Consider the following 16,639-nt stretch of genomic DNA (forward strand, 5'->3'; position numbering starts at 1 on the left):
CGGCGCGGGCGGATATCACTCGGCGCCTTGCCCCTGCGTCGCGCCCGCCGGCGCCAGCATCTTGACCTTGGAACGGGCCTTCAGGCTTTCATAGAAGGCCTGCAGGTCGGTCTGGCCGGCCAGCTGCGCCAGCTGCTGCGCCTCGGCCTGGCGCTGCGCCGGATTGGCCTGTGCCGGCTGGCTGACCTTGGTGATGCGATAGACCGCATAGCCCTGCGCGCCCAGGTCGACGCCCACCACCGCCGGCAGCTTGGCGGCATCGGCGCGCATCACCGCTTCCACGGCCTGCGGCGCCATGCCCTCGGCCTTGGTTCGCGATACGGTCTGCGCCGGGCCAAAGCCTTCAGCACTGTCGGCCTGCTTCAGCTTGGCCAGCCGCGCTTCGCCGTCCTTGCGCGCCAGTTCCGCCGCCTGCTGCGCGATATAGCCTTCGCGCACCTTGGCTTCCACCTCTTCGAACTTGCGCACGGTCGCCGGGCGGTACGCGACAATGCGCGCGGCCACCAGCGTGTTCGGGGCGACCTGCACGGCTTCGGTGTTGCGCTTGTTCTTGATGGCGTCGTCGCTGAACAGCGCCTTGAGCAGCTTCTCGTTGTTCAGCGGGCTCTGTGCGCCCAGCGCCGGATTCGGCTGGCGCGTGACATTGTCAGCGGTCTGGATGGTCAGCTTGAACTTGTCGGCGGCAGGCTTGAGGCTGTCGGCCTGCTCGTAGACGGTGTTGCCGAACGCATCGGCCTGCTCGGCAAACTTCTTGTCGGCGAACTGCTTGCGCAGCTCGGCTTCCAGCTCAGTGCGCACGGCGTCCAGCGGCCTGGTTTCCGCGGGCTTGGTGCCGGTCAGCTTGATGATGTGATAACCGAAGTCGGTCTCGACGACGTCGCTGATCTGGCCTTCCTTGAGCGCGTACATGGCGTCCTCGAACGGCTTGACCAGCGCGCCGCGGCCCATGAAGCCAAGGTCGCCGCCCTTCTCGGCCGAGCCGGGATCCTGCGAGTTCTTGCGCGCCACGTCGGCAAAGGTTTCCGGATGCTTGCGCAGGTCTTCCAGCAGCCTGGTGGCCTTGTCCTTGGCGGCCTGGCGCTGGGCGGCCGGCGCCTCCTTCGGCGCGCTGATGAGGATATGGCTGGCGCGGCGCTGCTCGTCGACGCGGAAGCGCGCGAGATTGCTTTCGTAGTACGACTTCAGCTCTTCCGGCGTCACCGCCTGCGACGCGGCCAGGGCCTCGCCGGACAGCACCAGGTATTCCACCTGGGCCTGCTCCGGCACCGAGAAGGCCTGCTGGTGGCTGTCGTAGTAGGCCTTCAGCGCGGTGGCATCGGGCTGGACCTTGGCGGTGTAGCCAGCCGGCTTGAACAGCAGCGCCTGCACCTCGCGCTGCTGGTCGCGCACCGCCATCAGGCGCTCGATCAGCGATTTCGGCACGAACGCCGTCGCAGCAATCGACGCGCCCAGCTGCTGCGTGGCCAGTTCGAAGCGCATGCGCGCATCGAACTGCTCGGGCGTCATGCCCTGCGACTGCAGCAGCTGCAGGTAAGCCTTGTCGTCGATCTTGCCGTCCTTGCCGCGCGGCAGTTGCGCGATCGCCGGCAGGTTGCTGATCTCTTCGAGCAGCTTGGCGTCCGACACCGTCAGGTGCTCATTGGCCACCGCATTGGCCATCACGCGCTGCTGGACCAGTTGCTCGAGCACCGCCTTGCGCGCCTCCGGCCCCTCGAACTGGCGCGGGTCATAGTTGGCGCCCAGGATCTGGCGCGCGCGCTCGCTCTGGTCGCGCACCACGTTGTCGACCTCCTGCACGCTGATGGCCCGGCCGTCGACCTTGGCCGCATCGTGCGAGCTGTCCATGAAGCGCGAATAGCTTTCCACGCCGAAGAACACGAACGACGGGAAAACAAGCACCAGCAGCAGCAAGAGCATCAGGCGCCGGTTGTTGCGTACGAAATCAAGCATGCGGATTCGGGTAGTGGATGGGCACGAAAGACAAACTCCGCGATTCTAGCAGGAGCCGGTGGGCAGGCACCGTTTGTGCAGAGAGCGAAACTTCGGGGCGCCAATAAAAAATGCCCGCTGGCGCGGGCATTTTTTGATACTGGCGGAGTGGACGGGACTCGAACCCGCGACCCCCGGCGTGACAGGCCGGTATTCTAACCGACTGAACTACCACTCCTGTGTCGGTGCTTGCCGCAAACGGGCTATGCCGGTTGCTGCAGCGAGGCCGAACTATAGCGCATAGTCACGCACCCGTGCAAGACCGGAAAGCGTGAAGCCGGATCTGCATGGCGCCGCGCCTGGCGCGCCAGGTGCCGGCTATCCGCCCTCGGCATCCGTCGGATCCGGCATAATCCCGGAACACCATGGCGGTACTGGATTGAATCTGGCGATGCAAATCAAGGCGGACATCTCCCCCCAGGAGACCTCACCAACCACGACCGGCGGCGACGACTGCCCCTTGCGCTGGTTCGACGCGGATCTCGGCCCATTCGAATCGCTCGAGCGCTTGATCGCCGAGCACCCGGCTGATTTCTTCGCGGGCGAGCATTTTGATCCGGCCGGCGCCTGCGCCACGCGGGAAGAGCACTTCGCGTCGGTCGAGCTGCCCGAGACGCCAACGTCGCCGCAGGCGCATGCCGATCATCTGCTCAACGACGTATTCCGGCACGTGATGCCGGTGGCCTCGCCGACGTTCGTCGGGCACATGACGTCGTCGCTGCCATCGTTCATGCCTTCGCTGGCCAAGGTGGTCACGGCGCTGAACCAGAACGTCGTCAAGCTGGAAACCTCCGGCGCGCTGACGGGACTGGAGCGACAGGTCATCGGCATGCTGCACAAGCTGGTCTTTGCCGGGGACCGCGCGTTCTATGCGAAATGGCTGCACGACGCCGACCACGCGCTCGGCGCGTTCTGTTCGGGCGGCACGGTCGCCAACCTCACCGCGCTCTGGGCCAGCCGCAACCAGCTGCTGGGCGCGCGTGACGGCTTCGCCGGCATCCATCGCGCCGGACTGGCGGCGGCGCTGCGCCATTACGGCCATGACGGTCTCGCGATCGTGGTCTCGGAGCGCGGACACTACTCGCTGCGCAAGGCCGCGGATGTCCTTGGCATCGGGCGCGACAACCTGGTGCCGGTCGGGGTCGATGCAGACGGTCGCATGCGCATCGACCTGCTGCGCGACACCCTGCGTGAACTGCAGCAGCGCAACATCCGGCCAATGGCGATCGTCGGCATTGCGGGGACGACCGAGACCGGCGCGGTCGATCCGCTCGACGCGATGGCGGATGTTGCGCAAGAGGCCGGCTGCCATTTCCACGTGGATGCCGCCTGGGGCGGCGCAACGCTGCTGTCCGAGCGCGAGCGCTGGCGCTTCGCGGGCATCGAGCGGGCCGATTCCGTCGTCATCGACGCGCACAAGCAGTTCTACGTGCCGATGGGCGCGGGCATGGTGCTGTTCCGCAGCCCGGCGTGGACGCAGGAAATCATCCAGCATGCAAACTACATCGTGCGCAAGGGCTCCGTGGACCTGGGGCGCCATACGCTTGAAGGATCGCGCGGCGCGGCGGCGGTCATGCTCTACGCCAACCTGCACTTGCTCGGGCGCAAGGGGCTGGCGCAGTTGATCGAGCGCAGCATCGATAACGCCCGCTACTTTGCCTCGCTGATTGCGCAACAGCCGGATTTCGAGCTCGACAGCGACCCGCAGCTCTGCATCCTGACCTATCGGCATGTGCCGGAGACCGTCCGTGCCACGTTGGCCACGGCTGCAGCAGACAGGCGCGAGAAGATCCTCGAAGCGCTCGATGCGCTGACCATCAGCATCCAGGAAATGCAGCGCGATGCCGGCCGCTCGTTCATTTCGCGCACGCAGTTGGTATCAGCTCAGTGGGGTGGGCGCCCGATCGCCGTTTTCCGCGTGGTGCTGGCCAACCCGGATACGACGCCGGCAATCCTCCAGTCCATCCTGGACGAACACCGCGCACTGGCCGCGGCCAGCCCGTGCATGGCGCCGCTAATGGCGCTGGTGGAGGCACCGGATGCCGCGTAAGGCCTGACGGTCTCCGGCCCGCCCGCCTTTGGCGGCGTGTCGCTTGCGGTACACCACCGGCATGCCCCGCTCATTCCGGCACCACTCCGGCTCCCTGGATGATCTTGCCCCATTTCGACACCTCGGACCGCTGGAACGCTGTGAAGGCTGCCGACTGCTTGCCTTCCGGCTCGACCCCGAGCGTACGCAGGCGGTGCTGGACAGTTGGCGTGGCAACCACCGCGGCAATCTCGCGGGCAAGCCGATCTACGATCGGCTTTGGTGTGCCCGCGGGCGCAAAAACCCCCTGCCATGACTGCATCTCGAAGCCCTTCAGGCCCTGGTCAGCCAGCGGCTTAACTCCCGGCAGGCTCGAGAGTTCATGCGTAGCCGTCACGCCGATGGCACGCACGCGCTTGCCGTCGAGCATCGGCTTGGCGGCCGCCACGGTTTCGAACACCAGGTCGATCTGCCCCCCGATCAGGTCCGTCATCGCCGCCGCGCCACCCTTATAGGAAATCTGCTGCAACTGCGTGCCGGTGATGCTCTGGAACAACTGGCCGGACAATTGTTGCGAACTGCCTGGCCCCGCCGTGCCGAACGTCAGGGAGCCTGGCTTGGCCTTCAGCGCGGCGACGATCTGATCCACCGACTTGTACTGGCTGCTGTTGGACACCACCAGCACGTTGCTCACCGTGCCGATCAAGTTGACGGCCACGAAGTCCTTGACCGGGTCGTAGCCAAGCTTCTTGTAGAAGAACGGATTGACGGCGTGGGTGGTGATGGTGCCGCCCATGATGGTGTACCCGTCGGGATCGGCACGCGCAACGAACTGCGTTCCCAGGATGCCGGATACTCCGGGCTTGTTCTCGATGACGACCGGCTGCCCCAACCTTTGCGAGAGGCCTTCGGCCACAATGCGGGCGGTGGCATCCGATACGCCGCCAGGCGAGAATGGCACCACGTACTTGATGGGCTTGCCAGGCCAGGAATCGGCCCTTGCACCCGGCGCAGCCATGACGAACGGCGACAACGCCGCAATCGTCAGGGCGGCCTGCAACGCACGGCGAAATACGGGATTCATGTTTTGTCTCCAGTTATTGTGAAAGAGGTGCCGCTTCAATAGAGCGGTCGGCCGCCGTCAACGGGGATCGCCACGCCGGTTGTAAATTGCATCGCGCCGGCCACCGCCAGCACCGTGGTGGCGACCTCGTCCGGATGCGCCAGTCGCCCAAGCGGCGTAAGCCTCGCCTGCGCGTCCCGCCACGCCGGGTCCATCGCGCCCACGAAATCGGTGTCGACCAGGCCAGGCGATACAGAAACCACGCGAATGTGCGGCGCCAACGCACGCGCCAGCGAAGCCGTCAGATTGTCCAACGCCGCCTTCGATGCGCAATAGGCGATATTGCTGCCGGTCGCGGTGCGCGCCGCGACCGACGAAATATTGACAACGACGGCGTCTTCCGCCGCCTCCAGCAGCGGCCGGAATGCCCGGACCATGGCGATGGGACCGCGCACATTGGTGGCAAGGATCGTGTCGATCAGTTCGTCGTCGAGCGCATCGAGGTCATGGTGCGGCACGTAGCGAGTAGTGCCGGCGCAGTTGACCAGGACATCCACGCGCCCGAACGCTTCGGTCACGACAGCTGCCGCGCGCCGGAGTGCGTCGCTTTCCGTCACCGGCAACGCCACGGCGACGTGACGCCCTTGCGCAGCAGCCTGGAGACTATCGGCAAGGGCGCCGGCTGTTTCGCTGGCGCGGTTGTACCCCACCACCATCGACGCGCCTGCCGAGGCGAACGCGCGGCAAATGGCCGTCCCGAGGCCTCCGGTGGCGCCCGTGATCAGCACCACTTTGCCGCTGAAATCGAGTTGGCCACGCATGCCCGCGCTCATGCTGCCTGGCGTGTCTTGCCATAGCGGCGCACACGGATATCGGCTTGTTCCTTGTGGCCGGCAAAGCCTTCCAGCGCGCACAGCCGTGAGCAGTATTCGCCGATCATCGCCGAGGCCTCGTCCGTGGTCACGCGCTGGTAGGTGCAGGTCTTGATGAACTTGCCCACCCACAGCCCGCCGGTGTAGCGCGCCGCCCGGGTGGTTGGCAGCGTGTGGTTGGTGCCGATGACCTTGTCGCCATAGGACACGTTGGTGCGCGCGCCTAGAAAGAGTGCGCCGTAGTTCGTCATGTTCGCCAGGAAATAGTCCGGATCGCGCGTCATGACCTGTACATGCTCGGACGCAATGCGGTCCGCTTCGGCAACCATCTCCTCGTACGAATCGCACAGGATGATCTCGCCATATTCTTCCCAGGCCACGCGTGCGATCGGCGCTGTCGGCAGGACCGCCAGTTGCCGCTCGATCTCCGCCGGAACCGCCTCGGCCAGCGCTCGCGAATTCGTCAGCAGGATGGCCGGCGAGTTCGGGCCGTGCTCGGCCTGGCCCAGCAGGTCGGCCACCGCCAGTTCGGCGTCGCAAGTGTCGTCGGCGATGATCAGCGTCTCGGTCGGGCCGGCCAGCAGGTCGATGCCTACACGGCCGAAGAGCTGGCGCTTGGCTTCGGCCACATACGCATTGCCGGGGCCGACAATCATGTCGACAGGCGCGATATGCTCCGTGCCCAGCGCCATGGCGGCGATGGCCTGCACCCCGCCCATGCAGTAGATCTCGTCAGCGCCGGCAAGGTGCATGGCGGCAACGATCGCCGGCGAGGGCTTGCCGTCGAACGGGGGCGCCGCGGCAATCACGCGCTTGACTCCCGCCACTTTTGCCGTGAGCACGCTCATGTGGGCCGACGCCACCAGCGGATACTTGCCGCCCGGGATGTAGCAGCCAACGCTGTTGACCGGGAGGTTCTTATGGCCCAACACCACGCCGGGCAGCGTCTCGACCTCGACATCGCGCATCGAATCCTTCTGGATCTGCGCGAAGCGGCGGACCTGGTCCTGGGCAAAGCGGATATCGGAAAGCACTGCCGGCGACAACGACGCCACGCAGGCTTCGATCTCGGCTTGGGACAGGCGGAAGCTTTCTGGCTGCCACTTGTCGAATTGCGCGGAGTACTCGCGAACGGCGGCGTCGCCACGTTCCGCGATCTGCGCCAGGATGCCGGCCACGGTGTCGCGCACCTGGGCCTGGATTTCCGCCTTCACTTCCTGCGGCTTTGATGTCTTCAAATGCTGTGCCATGCGAGTCCTCTTCTGGAGTTCGATACGCGTGCACGATGCCGGGTCGAAAAGCGTCCCGCCGCGTGCCGCGGTCCTGTCTGGTCTGGGATCGTGTGTCATCGGCCGCTGCCTCTGGACCGGCCGAGCTGGTGCGGGTCTAGTAGCGCAAGGCCGCCGCCTGGGCGTCGTGCCCCGGCTGCGCCGCCTGCCGCAATGCCTGCGTGATCACGCTGGTGGCGACCGTTGCGAAATACCGCGCGCCAAACTCGCCGTAGCGCAGCTCGTCGTCGGGACTCAGCGCGATAATCCCCGCACACTTGCCCTGCCCATGGATCGCCCGCAATGCCTGCTCGATGGCCGCCGCCACGGCTGGCGCCTTCCAGTCGTTGCCATAGCCCATTGCGTGCGCCAGGTCATTCGGGCCGACAAAGACGGCGTCGATGCCGTCCACGGAGGCGATTTCCGCCGCGTTGGCTACACCCTCGGGGGTTTCAATCATCGCGATCAGCGCCACGCCTTCGTTGCTGCGCGCCGTATGCGCAGCGCCGGGAAAGGCGCCATAGCCAGCGGCACGGCCACTGAAGGCGCTGCCGCGGCGTCCTACAGACGGATATCTCACGCGCTGCACCAGCTCGCGGGCAGCATCAGCGGTCTCGATCATCGGCACCTGAACGCCGCTGGCGCCCATGTCGAGCACGCGCGGCACATCCTCGAGAAAGCAACGCACGACGGGAATAATCCCGCTTGCGCGCGCCGCCCGAAGCATGTGCTCGGTGGTTTCGAAGTCTGCCGCGCCGTGCTCGTTGTCGAGGATGGCGAAGGTAAAGCCCGCATAGGCGCACATCTCCACGATGGCCGGACTGGGCAAGGCCGTGAAGATGCCGCGCAGGGTCTTGCCGCTGCGCAACAGCGCCGGCAGACGGTCGTCGATCGGGTGTTGGATAGTCATGTCTCGCACTTTCGTTGTCTTTGCGTAACGGCGGTAACTCCGGTGAAGACATTCTGCTTTCGCGCGAGTTATATTTCCAATATTAGTTATGTATCTGATTTATACAGCGCCTGTATATGTACAACCCGCTCGAACTACGTGTGCTGACTTCCTTCCTGGTGCTGGCCGAGGAACTGAATTTCACGCGTGCCGCGCGACGGCTCAACATGACCCAGCCGCCGCTGAGCCTCCAGATCAAGCAGCTCGAGGCCCAGATCGGGGCGCAACTGTTCGAGCGTAGCAAGCGCAGCGTACGGCTCACTGCCGCGGGCCAGGTGTTGCGCGTGGAAGCCGAGAAGTTGTTCGACATTGAACATCGCGCACGGCAAATGGTGGCGCAGGCGGACCGCGGCGAGAATGCAGAGCATCTCGGCATAGGCCTGACGGCAATCTCTGCGATCGAACTGGTGCCCGAGATACTGCGACGCTTCTCGGCGCGGGTACCCGGCGGCCTGTACTCCTTGCGCGAGAACAGTTCGGAAGCGATGATGCAACTGCTGCTGCGCAATGAACTGGACGTTGCGATATTGCGCCCCCCTGTCACCGATCCCCGGCTGCAGGCGCGGCGCCTGATGTCCGAACCCTATGTCCTTGCCGTACCGGCGGCGCATCCGTTGGCGGCGAAGCGGAAGATCGCCGTGCGCGACCTCAATGGCCACAGCCTGGCCACGCCGGAACGGCGCTATGGCCAATACGCGCACGACCTGATGCTGACCTGGCTCGCCGAGCATAACGTGGTGCCGTCCCGCATGCACGATGGTGCCCGCCACCATGCCATGATGTCGATGGTGGCGGCGGGCATTGCGGTGTCCCTCGTGCCCGCATCGGCCGCCGCGCAACCGATAAAGGGCGTGGTCTATCGACGGCTAGCGAACCCGGACGTGCCCTCGCTCGAGCTATGGGTGGCCTTCCATAAGGAAATCGGCAATCCGATGACCCTGCCGTTCGTGGAGCAGGCGGTGGAAACCGCGGCGGGTTATAAGGTAGATGAGCGCTGCTTCGCCCACCCGACATGATTAAGGACCCGTCCGCGCTGCCCCCGGGTTGCGCGCTAATCGCTATGAAATCGGCTCGAGCCCCCGCATCCGACGAGCGCATCGACAATGTTCCGGCATGGGCCGCGCACCGTTTCAGCCCATTGCGGCAATCGCTGGCAGCGGCCGGGTTCGCCGCGAGCGGCCTGCTCGGGACCGCGTGTCATGACGTGCACGCCGGCCAGATCTGCGATGCGCCGTATATTCATGATGGCGGGCGGATCCGCTTTGAAGCGGACGGACTGACGCCGATGACCACGCTTGCCTTCTTCCGCAACGTGAATGATCTCGAGCGCGATTTTTGTTCGCTCGATCTCGATATCTACTCCAAGTCTGCGCTGCGGCGCCTGATGGGGCCACCCGTCGAGACCGTGCAGCGCCATCGGCTGGTGATTGACGAACGCTCGGGGCAACCGGTCGTGCGCAGCCTGAATGCCCGCGTTCAGGCACTGGGCCAGTACACGGAGCTGGTCGGGGAGATGACCACCAATTCCAACGGACTGCTGCTTTATCCGCCCGCGCTGGTCGAAGGGCAGGTCCTTCCCCCGGAGACGTTCTCATCGCGCTACGTCTTTCGTATCGTGGATCGCCGCACCGGCACCAAGGTTTCGGATTTCGTGGGCTCCAATGTCCGCCTGACTTTGTCCGAGCGGATCGTGGGGCCACGGCAGCGCTTGCAGCTCGCTTCCGGCACGCTGCTGTGCTGGCCCATCCGTTATACCAAGTTCGTTGACCCAGGCAGGTTCCGGCTGGTCGATACGGATATCGAACTGGAACCCACCGTGCTCGACATGACCGACTGGTATTGTCCCGCCCGGCGCTTCGTCATGCGCCAGGAGGTTCGCTACCAGGGTCACTTGCAGGTGGTCGATGTGATGGAGATTGAATAGAGCCACCGCAACCGCACGCCAGCAGGCCGCCATCGCGAACTACGACGCCGCGCGCAGCGTCGATGCCGCTCGCGCGCGCACGAACGCCGCCAACATCCGGATGCCAGCGGAACTGGACGATCTGTTGCTGGCGGCGAGCCAGGCCGAAGTATCTTGGTGGTCTCACAAGATCACGCACTGTCTCGCATTCACCCTGTGCGAGCGGGGAGGCGCAATCCGAATCGGCGGCGGGAATGGTCAACTAAAATATATATAATCACTGAACGCATCTAACATTCCGCGAGATTTCATCCGTGCCGACCAAGCCTTCAAAGACCACCGACAGGGTCGAAGCTGCCGTGCTGCCGCAAGACCTGGGGGGACGCACCTGGGCATCGATCCTTGAGCAGACGGTCCGCGAAGACATCATCAACGGCAAGCTGCCCGCAGGCAGCAAGCTGCGCCTCAAGGAGCTTGCCGAGCACTACCAGGCCGGCGTGATCCCGTTGCGCGAGGCGTTGTCACGGCTGTGCACGACTGGTTTTGTGCTGGCCATCGACCAGAAGGGATTTCGCGTCGCTGAGCTGTCGCCGGAGGAATTGCTGGATATCACCCGGGTCAGGCAGCAGATCGAGACCAGCGCATTGCGCGACGCGATCGTGTCCGCCGACATTACCTGGGAAGGAGAGGTCGTGGCCGCACATCATCGCCTCACGCGCATCCCGATGGTCATCCGCGGACAGGGGGGCGCGCTGAACCCGGAATGGGAAGCCGCGCATACGTCCTTCCATGAGGTGCTGATCGCCGGCTGCCGCTCGCCCTGGTTGCGTCGCTTCTCGACGGTGCTGCGCGACCAGACCGCACGCTACCGATTTCTTTCGCTGGCCGTGCCCAAGGCGGAACGCACCCGTGACGTGGCCGCCGAGCACGAAGCCATAGTCAGTGCCATCCTGGCGCGGGATGCGAACAAGGCCTGCAAGCTGCTGGCGGAACATTTCCAGCAGACCACCGACCTGGTGCTGAAGTATTTGCAGCAACAGAAATCCGGCACCACGCGAAAGCGCCGCGGCGCGACTGCAGAAGCTGCCATTTGAGCCGCATGGCGGCCACGGCGCAGCCGCAACGGGAGTAACGACGCGCTCCCGGCCTCAAAGCGGAAGCACGGCCTTGAGCCAGAGGGCCTGGCCCTCGGCCCGGTTGCGCACGCCGAGTTCCTGCTGATACTTGAGCGTCACGAACCAGCCCTTGCCACTGTCGTACTTGACAGATGGTCCGATCGCGAACGCGCGACCCTTGTTGTTGGCCACGGTCGCACCGCCCTGTCTGTCGTCAGTCGTCTGCTGGTAAAGATAACCGCCGGCCCCAAGTACCCATCCGTTGCCTATTCCCCAACCGAGCGCGTAGTCGACGATCCATTCCTGGCCGGAGCGGTAGTCGGTGTCCTTGTTCCGGGTATTGAAGGTGTACATGATCTTGGCGTCGGCGTTCAGGCCGGCCGGGTCGATGTAGCTGATGCCGAAGATTGGCTGGAATGCCCAGTAGTTGCGGCCGATGTTGGCCAGGTCAGTCTTGTTGTAGCTGCCCGTGGGCGCGAACATATCCAGTGCCAGCACCGTATGCAGGCGCTCGCTGTGGTGCCAGCCCAGGACCGGGCCGAACACCATGTCGCCGATGCCGGTTTTGCTCTGGCTGGCGCCGGGCACTTTCACATCCAGCGTAACCAGCGGCAGGATCGCGTGCATGCCCAGCGAAGCGCCCGCGATCCGCGCTTTTGTCACCCAGACAAAGCGCGGCGCGATCGCGCTTGCCCGCACCCTGAAGCCTGGCAGCGGCACGGTGTTGCCGGCGTTGTCCTTGAATTCGTCGGTCCAGTAATGCTGGCCGAACACCATGCCATAGAGGCCCGGCGGCGGCAGCGCGCAGCAGACGTAGTTCTCGGTGCCAACCGGATAGATGGTACCGCCGCCCTCGGTGGCATTTGCCGACGTCATGGCGCACAGCGCCAGGCTCGCGGCCGCAAGCGGCTGATTCAGGCAAGGTTTCATGCTCGATGCTGGGGCTCAGGTATGCATCTGGCCTCGTGGGAGTTTCAAAATCATCATGGCTCGACGCCTTGAAACTCGGGATGAGCGCCGCTCTGCTGCCTGCCGACAGCATCGGCGACGGAACGAGGAACGTTCAGGCCTCGGAGTTGTGGATGAAGTAGGCCGGGGTGTCCGGCCCCCACAGGTACAGGGAGTCTTCGACGGCGTAGTCGCCCGCCGGCCAGGGCGTACCGGTGGGCACGAAATCAATATCCGCCGAGTACTCGGCAAACGAGCCCCACGGGTCACGCACGTAGTAGAAGTAGTTCGAGCCCAATACGTGCCGGCCCAGGCCCCAGCCTTCCGTATAGCCGGCCTTGCGCATCTGCTCGGCGCCCTTGCCGACTTCGTCGACACCGTCGACATCCCACGCGCTGTGATGCCAGCCCTTCGCCGAACTCGCGGCGAAGGCCACCAGGTGGTGATCCGAGCCATGCCGCCCGTGCATGAAGGCCACGACATCGCGAGAGCGGTCGGACAGCCGCAGGCCCAGCGCATCGCGGTAGAAGGCGATCGAGCGATTGATGTCGGCACTGAACAGCAGGATGTGCGATAGCCGGCGCGGCCGCACGCCGGTGTTCTCGCCGCGGCTGAGCACCGCGCGCTGGCCGGCGCGGCGCGCCGTTCCCGACTGCGGGCTGGCGGCGGTGGGCGTGGTCTTCGGACCGGCCTTGACCTGGAGCAGGTTGCCGTCGGGGTCAAGGAACCAGTATCCATTGCCATCAGCGCAGCTGCCTGCCGGCGCCGGCCGCGCGCCGTGGGCCTGGATCTGCGCGACCAGGTCCTCGTATTCGTCGGCCCAGCAGTTGAAGCTCAGGTACGCCAGGCATTTGCGCGGGCCTTCTTCCACCCGCGACCATACATGCGGATTGCCGAAAGCCTTCAGCGCCAGTCCGCGGCCAGCGCTGCTGACATCGAGGCCAAAGGTCTCGAAAAAGCGCCGCGCGTCGTTCAGCGACGGCACTTCGAGCGTGAAATGATCGACCGAATGCACCCCGTAGCGGGATTCGCCGGCTTGGTTCCAGGACATCGTTGTCTCCTCTCTCCTTGATTGACGCGGGGCGTCAGGCGGCGGCCGGCAACGCCAGGATGCCGCGTAGCACGGCGCCGAGGCTATCCAGATGGCTTGCATCAACCTGGCGCCATGCCACGTGCCGGTCCGGACGCACCAGTACACAACCGGCATCCGAGATCTCCGACAGCTTGTGCCAGCGGCCATAGACGTCCTGCGCGTCGCAGTCAGGACCGCCGATGGAGACAACGTCGACCGGCACCCCGGTTTCCGCCGACACCTGCATCGCAGCGTCGCGCCAGGCCGCTCCGCCCACTCCCGTAATCAGTGTGAACCGCCCTCGCCCGACCAGGTCCAGTGTCGACAAGCGCTCCTGTCCACGCTGCACCCACGCGTGCGGCAGGCTGGCGCCCGGATGCGTGGTCGGCTGGTGGTAAAGCTCCGGGTCGCGCGTGGGCGTCGGCCTGAGCGTGCCGTCCTGGACCACGGCAGCCGAGGTGTACATCTGCCCGAGCTCGACGCCATGGCAGTTGAACTGGTAGTTCTGCAGGTCGACGGCGTCGCGCAGAATCTGGCGCCGCTCGCGGCCATGCGGCGTATCGCTGAACAATTCACGAACGTTGGCCCAGGCGGCGGCCTCGTCCTGACCCGGGGCAAAACCCAGTGCATCCGAGATTGGCAGCATGTCGCGCACGGATTTCATGGCGCGGTTGACCACCTGCTCGCCAACCGGCTGGCGCTCCGCCGTGTAGGTGTCGAGCAGCGCTGGACCGGCCTTGCCCTGGAGCACCAGGGCCAGCTTCCAGGCCAGGTTGAAGGTGTCCTGCACGCAGGTGTTGGTGCCCAGGCCGTTGGCTGGCGGGTGGCGGTGGGCGGCGTTGCCGGCAATCAGCACGCGGGCCTTGTTCATGTTCGTTGCGACCACCTGGTTGATGGTCCACTTCGACGCCGCCTTGATCCGGATCGGAATCTCCGGGTCGCCGATGGTCGCGCGCGCGCGCTCTTGCAGCGCCGCCTCGCTCAGGTCTGGTTCGCCCTGCGCAGGGTCGTACATGAACAGCAGCACCCACTCGTTCCACGGCCGCACGCTGATCCAGGTGCCGCTGCCTACCCAGTAGTTGTTGCCGGGCTGGGTCATCCAGTACAAGACCCCGGGCCGGTGTGCGACGTACTTGGTGAGGTCGGCTTCCACCCACACATTGACGGCGGCACCGAGGCCCATCTGGCCTTCGGTCGGGAAACCGATCTCCCTGACCACGACGCTGTTGTCGCCGTCCGCACCGATCGCGTACTGCGACACCACCTCGAATTCTTCCCCGGTGATACGGTCACGGCAGATCGCATGCACATGCTCCGCGTCCTGTTTCATCGAGATCAGCTCGGTGTTGAACAGGAACTTGCCGCCGCGCTCGCGTGCCACGTCGAGCAGGATGGGCTCCATCAGGTGCTGAGGGATATTGCACATGCCGGAGGGGCTGGCCAGCTCGTAATCCACCTTCCGCTCGGGCAAGGTGCCCCAGGTCTGCAGCCGGGCGATCTCGGTGCCGGCAAAGCTGGTGGCCCAGATGTTGTTGCTCATCAACTCGCTGGGCGTGGCCGCCTGCAGCACGCGCGGCTCGATGCCGAGGTCACGGAAGACCTCCATGGTGCGCTGGTTGGTGATGTGGGCACGCGGGGAATTGGCCGTGCCCGGGTAGCGGGTAATGGTCAGCGTCTCGATGCCTTGCGTCGCCAGCAGGCAGGTCGCGGTCAGGCCGGTGGGGCCGGCGCCGGCAATGAACACCGGCACTTCAATCTTGCGCATGAGGTTGTCTCCTTGGATCCGATCAGAGGTTTTGTCAGCCTGGCGTCTCAGGCACCCGCCTCGTCGCGGATCGTGTTGCGCAGCAGGCCGATGCGCTCGATCTCGACTTCCACCTTGTCGCCCTCGCGCATGTAGAGCTTGGGCGTGCGGCCGAAGCCGACCCCGGCGGGCGTACCCGAGAAGATGATGTCGCCCGGCTGCAAGGTGATGGCCTCGCTGACGGTGGCAATGACGGTCGCGACGTCGTAGATCATGTCGTCGGTGTTGGATGCCTGCACCGTCTGGCCATTCAGGCGCGTTTCGATCTTCAGGCCCTTGCCGCCAGCGGGAAGCTCGTCGGCGGTCACCACATACGGACCCCAGGCGCCGGTTCCGTCGAAATTCTTGCCCACCGTCCACTGCGGCGACTTGAACTGGTACTCGCGCACCGAGATCTCATTGCCCACCGCGTAGCCAAACACGCACTCAAGTGCCTTCTCCTTGGGAATGTGGCGGCCACCCTTGCCCAGCACGACCACCATTTCGCCTTCGAAGTCCAGCGAGTCACTGATCAGCGGACGCTCGACCGCCGCATCATGTGCCGTGAGGCTGGTGGCCACACGCAGGAACAACGTGGGGTAGTCGGGCTGCTCATACGGGCTTTCCTTGGTGTGGTCAGCATAGTTCAGGCCGACGCAGATGATCTTCGGCGGTTCGGCTGCCGGTGGCAGGAACGTCACCTGCGCCGGATCCACGAGGCGTGTGCTGCGCGCCAGCAAAGCCTGTAGTGACGCGAGATCCGCGCCACGGCGCAGCAAGTGCCCGAGATCCCTGCCAGCAGGCGTGTCAAGCACGGCCAGGCCGCGCTCGGTCAGGGCGCCGACGTGGCACTGGCCGTCAAGCATAAAGGTTGCAAGTTTCATGGCTTAGTCCATTGAGGCCCGGCACACATGCTGAGCACTAAAGTGAGTGACGAGCCGAATCATATGCCAAACGTGAAAAATATATATTCTAGGTTTCCCTATATATTTTCCAATAGCCCGAGAAAAGTGGACATTGAGGTGGACGCACGCCAGTCTTCCCTCTCCACGCTAACTTTGCGGCAGTGACGCGTGCCTTCCGCAAGCGCCGTACGCCCGCCACCGCGCAATCTTTCGCATCCTGGTTGCTGTTCTCTGATGCCGAACAGCGTGTTTTGCTTTCAGCTCTCACACCGGACCCGCGCCCTCGCCTATCCTGCACTGGCTCGCCGTGCCCGCGTCCGGCACGCGGGCATTCCGACCCTATCGCGGAGTTCGCATGACTGACTACTACCTTCTGGCTGGGCGCTTGTTCATCGCTTTCATGTTCGTGCTCAGCGGCGCCAACAAGCTGCTGTTCTTCAGCCACGGGCTCGACGAGGTCAAGGCGCGCAACCTGCCTTTTCCGCGCCTCGCGCTGGCCGCAACCATCGCGGTCCAGTTGAGTTGCGGCCTGGCCATCATGGCGGGCTTCCAGACGACGATCGCATCGCTGCTGCTGGCGCTGTTCACGCTGGCCACGGCGTTGATCTTCTATGATTTCTGGAACCAGAAGGATGCACAGCGCACGCTGCTGTTCACCGGCTTCCTGGAACACATCAGCATCATCGGGGGTTTCGCGGTGCTGATGGGCGCCGGGCCTGGAGCGTTCGCGTTCCATCCCTGAA

General features: G+C 64.9%; 15 protein-coding genes and 1 tRNA gene. 6 read left to right on the top strand and 10 right to left on the bottom strand.

Annotation, left to right across the window (positions count from 1 at the left end; genetic code table 11):
- Positions 1–15: 15 nt before the first annotated feature.
- Both E5S69_RS10375 and E5S69_RS10380 read right to left on the bottom strand, forming a co-directional pair.
- Positions 16–1,950 carry a SurA N-terminal domain-containing protein gene (locus tag E5S69_RS10375; RefSeq protein ID WP_171514574.1) on the bottom strand — a complete coding sequence of 645 codons (1,935 nt, stop codon included), beginning with the start codon at positions 1,948–1,950 and terminating at the stop codon, positions 16–18.
- A 140-nt stretch (positions 1,951–2,090) separates the two neighbouring features.
- Positions 2,091–2,167: transfer RNA gene (locus E5S69_RS10380), tRNA-Asp, on the bottom strand.
- Between the two features lie 213 nt (positions 2,168–2,380).
- Here E5S69_RS10380 and panP point away from each other — a divergent pair.
- Positions 2,381–4,039, top strand: coding sequence for a pyridoxal-dependent aspartate 1-decarboxylase PanP (panP, locus tag E5S69_RS10385; protein ID WP_171514575.1), 1,659 nt, complete (start codon positions 2,381–2,383; stop codon positions 4,037–4,039).
- Positions 4,040–4,109: 70 nt separating this feature from the next.
- On the opposite strand, the gene E5S69_RS10390 is transcribed toward panP, so the two are convergent.
- The 4 genes from E5S69_RS10390 to E5S69_RS10405 form a co-directional block, all read right to left on the bottom strand.
- A complete protein-coding gene (locus E5S69_RS10390; protein ID WP_171514576.1) occupies positions 4,110–5,102 on the bottom strand; it encodes a Bug family tripartite tricarboxylate transporter substrate binding protein in 993 nt (330 codons plus the stop codon).
- 35 nt (positions 5,103–5,137) lie between these two features.
- Positions 5,138–5,902, bottom strand: a complete 765-nt coding sequence (locus E5S69_RS10395; protein WP_171514577.1) for an SDR family NAD(P)-dependent oxidoreductase — start codon at positions 5,900–5,902, stop codon at positions 5,138–5,140.
- Between the two features lie 8 nt (positions 5,903–5,910).
- Complete coding sequence (gene hisD / locus E5S69_RS10400; RefSeq protein ID WP_171514578.1) at positions 5,911–7,203, bottom strand: histidinol dehydrogenase; 1,293 nt, start codon at positions 7,201–7,203, stop codon at positions 5,911–5,913.
- A 136-nt stretch (positions 7,204–7,339) separates the two neighbouring features.
- On the bottom strand, positions 7,340–8,131 hold the full coding sequence (locus tag E5S69_RS10405) for an HpcH/HpaI aldolase family protein (protein WP_171514579.1): 792 nt from the start codon (positions 8,129–8,131) through the stop codon (positions 7,340–7,342).
- A gap of 116 nt (positions 8,132–8,247) precedes the next feature.
- Between E5S69_RS10405 and E5S69_RS10410 the strand changes: the two genes are divergently transcribed.
- The 4 genes from E5S69_RS10410 to E5S69_RS10425 are packed head-to-tail and all read left to right on the top strand — an operon-like array spanning position 8,248 to position 11,167.
- Positions 8,248–9,186, top strand: a complete 939-nt coding sequence (locus E5S69_RS10410; RefSeq protein ID WP_171514580.1) for a LysR substrate-binding domain-containing protein — start codon at positions 8,248–8,250, stop codon at positions 9,184–9,186.
- 44 nt (positions 9,187–9,230) lie between these two features.
- Positions 9,231–10,094 (top strand): hypothetical protein, encoded by an 864-nt coding sequence (locus E5S69_RS32365; RefSeq protein WP_236901269.1) that lies wholly within the window; start codon positions 9,231–9,233, stop codon positions 10,092–10,094.
- Entirely contained in the window at positions 10,087–10,350 is a 264-nt protein-coding gene (locus E5S69_RS10420) for a hypothetical protein (protein WP_171514581.1), read from the top strand. The genes E5S69_RS32365 and E5S69_RS10420 overlap by 8 nt, the downstream gene beginning before the upstream one ends.
- A gap of 37 nt (positions 10,351–10,387) precedes the next feature.
- Positions 10,388–11,167, top strand: a complete 780-nt coding sequence (locus tag E5S69_RS10425; RefSeq protein WP_423766620.1) for a GntR family transcriptional regulator — start codon at positions 10,388–10,390, stop codon at positions 11,165–11,167.
- A gap of 54 nt (positions 11,168–11,221) precedes the next feature.
- Here E5S69_RS10425 and E5S69_RS10430 read toward each other — a convergent pair whose 3' ends face one another.
- The 4 genes from E5S69_RS10430 to E5S69_RS10445 all read right to left on the bottom strand — a co-directional run bounded on the left by E5S69_RS10430 (position 11,222) and on the right by E5S69_RS10445 (position 15,875).
- Complete coding sequence (locus tag E5S69_RS10430) at positions 11,222–12,118, bottom strand: SphA family protein (RefSeq protein WP_171514582.1); 897 nt, start codon at positions 12,116–12,118, stop codon at positions 11,222–11,224.
- A gap of 133 nt (positions 12,119–12,251) precedes the next feature.
- Positions 12,252–13,187, bottom strand: a complete 936-nt coding sequence (locus tag E5S69_RS10435) for a VOC family protein (protein WP_171514583.1) — start codon at positions 13,185–13,187, stop codon at positions 12,252–12,254.
- Positions 13,188–13,221: 34 nt separating this feature from the next.
- The gene (locus E5S69_RS10440; protein WP_171514584.1) at positions 13,222–14,973 is read right to left on the bottom strand and encodes an FAD-dependent monooxygenase; all 1,752 of its coding nucleotides are present in this window, start codon (positions 14,971–14,973) and stop codon (positions 13,222–13,224) included.
- Between the two features lie 47 nt (positions 14,974–15,020).
- A complete protein-coding gene (locus E5S69_RS10445) occupies positions 15,021–15,875 on the bottom strand; it encodes a fumarylacetoacetate hydrolase family protein (RefSeq protein WP_171514585.1) in 855 nt (284 codons plus the stop codon).
- A gap of 376 nt (positions 15,876–16,251) precedes the next feature.
- On the opposite strand from E5S69_RS10445, the gene E5S69_RS10450 reads away from it, so the two are divergent.
- Positions 16,252–16,638 carry a DoxX family protein gene (locus tag E5S69_RS10450; RefSeq protein WP_171514586.1) on the top strand — a complete coding sequence of 129 codons (387 nt, stop codon included), beginning with the start codon at positions 16,252–16,254 and terminating at the stop codon, positions 16,636–16,638.
- Position 16,639 lies beyond the last annotated feature (1 nt).

Source organism: Cupriavidus necator (genome assembly GCF_013141915.1).
GTDB lineage: Bacteria > Pseudomonadota > Gammaproteobacteria > Burkholderiales > Burkholderiaceae > Cupriavidus > Cupriavidus necator_B.

Excerpts from the sequence above, each read along its gene's own strand:
- E5S69_RS10375 (WP_171514574.1), bottom strand. The coding sequence starts at position 1,950 with ATGCTTGATTTCGTACGCAACAACCGGCGCCTGATGCTCTTGCTGCTG.
- panP (WP_171514575.1), top strand. The coding sequence starts at position 2,381 with ATGCAAATCAAGGCGGACATCTCCCCCCAGGAGACCTCACCAACCACG.
- E5S69_RS10390 (WP_171514576.1), bottom strand. The coding sequence starts at position 5,102 with ATGAATCCCGTATTTCGCCGTGCGTTGCAGGCCGCCCTGACGATTGCG.
- E5S69_RS10395 (WP_171514577.1), bottom strand. The coding sequence starts at position 5,902 with ATGCGTGGCCAACTCGATTTCAGCGGCAAAGTGGTGCTGATCACGGGC.
- hisD (WP_171514578.1), bottom strand. The coding sequence starts at position 7,203 with ATGGCACAGCATTTGAAGACATCAAAGCCGCAGGAAGTGAAGGCGGAA.
- E5S69_RS10405 (WP_171514579.1), bottom strand. The coding sequence starts at position 8,131 with ATGACTATCCAACACCCGATCGACGACCGTCTGCCGGCGCTGTTGCGC.
- E5S69_RS10410 (WP_171514580.1), top strand. The coding sequence starts at position 8,248 with ATGTACAACCCGCTCGAACTACGTGTGCTGACTTCCTTCCTGGTGCTG.
- E5S69_RS32365 (WP_236901269.1), top strand. The coding sequence starts at position 9,231 with ATGAAATCGGCTCGAGCCCCCGCATCCGACGAGCGCATCGACAATGTT.
- E5S69_RS10430 (WP_171514582.1), bottom strand. The coding sequence starts at position 12,118 with ATGAAACCTTGCCTGAATCAGCCGCTTGCGGCCGCGAGCCTGGCGCTG.
- E5S69_RS10435 (WP_171514583.1), bottom strand. The coding sequence starts at position 13,187 with ATGTCCTGGAACCAAGCCGGCGAATCCCGCTACGGGGTGCATTCGGTC.
- E5S69_RS10440 (WP_171514584.1), bottom strand. The coding sequence starts at position 14,973 with ATGCGCAAGATTGAAGTGCCGGTGTTCATTGCCGGCGCCGGCCCCACC.
- E5S69_RS10445 (WP_171514585.1), bottom strand. The coding sequence starts at position 15,875 with ATGAAACTTGCAACCTTTATGCTTGACGGCCAGTGCCACGTCGGCGCC.
- E5S69_RS10450 (WP_171514586.1), top strand. The coding sequence starts at position 16,252 with ATGACTGACTACTACCTTCTGGCTGGGCGCTTGTTCATCGCTTTCATG.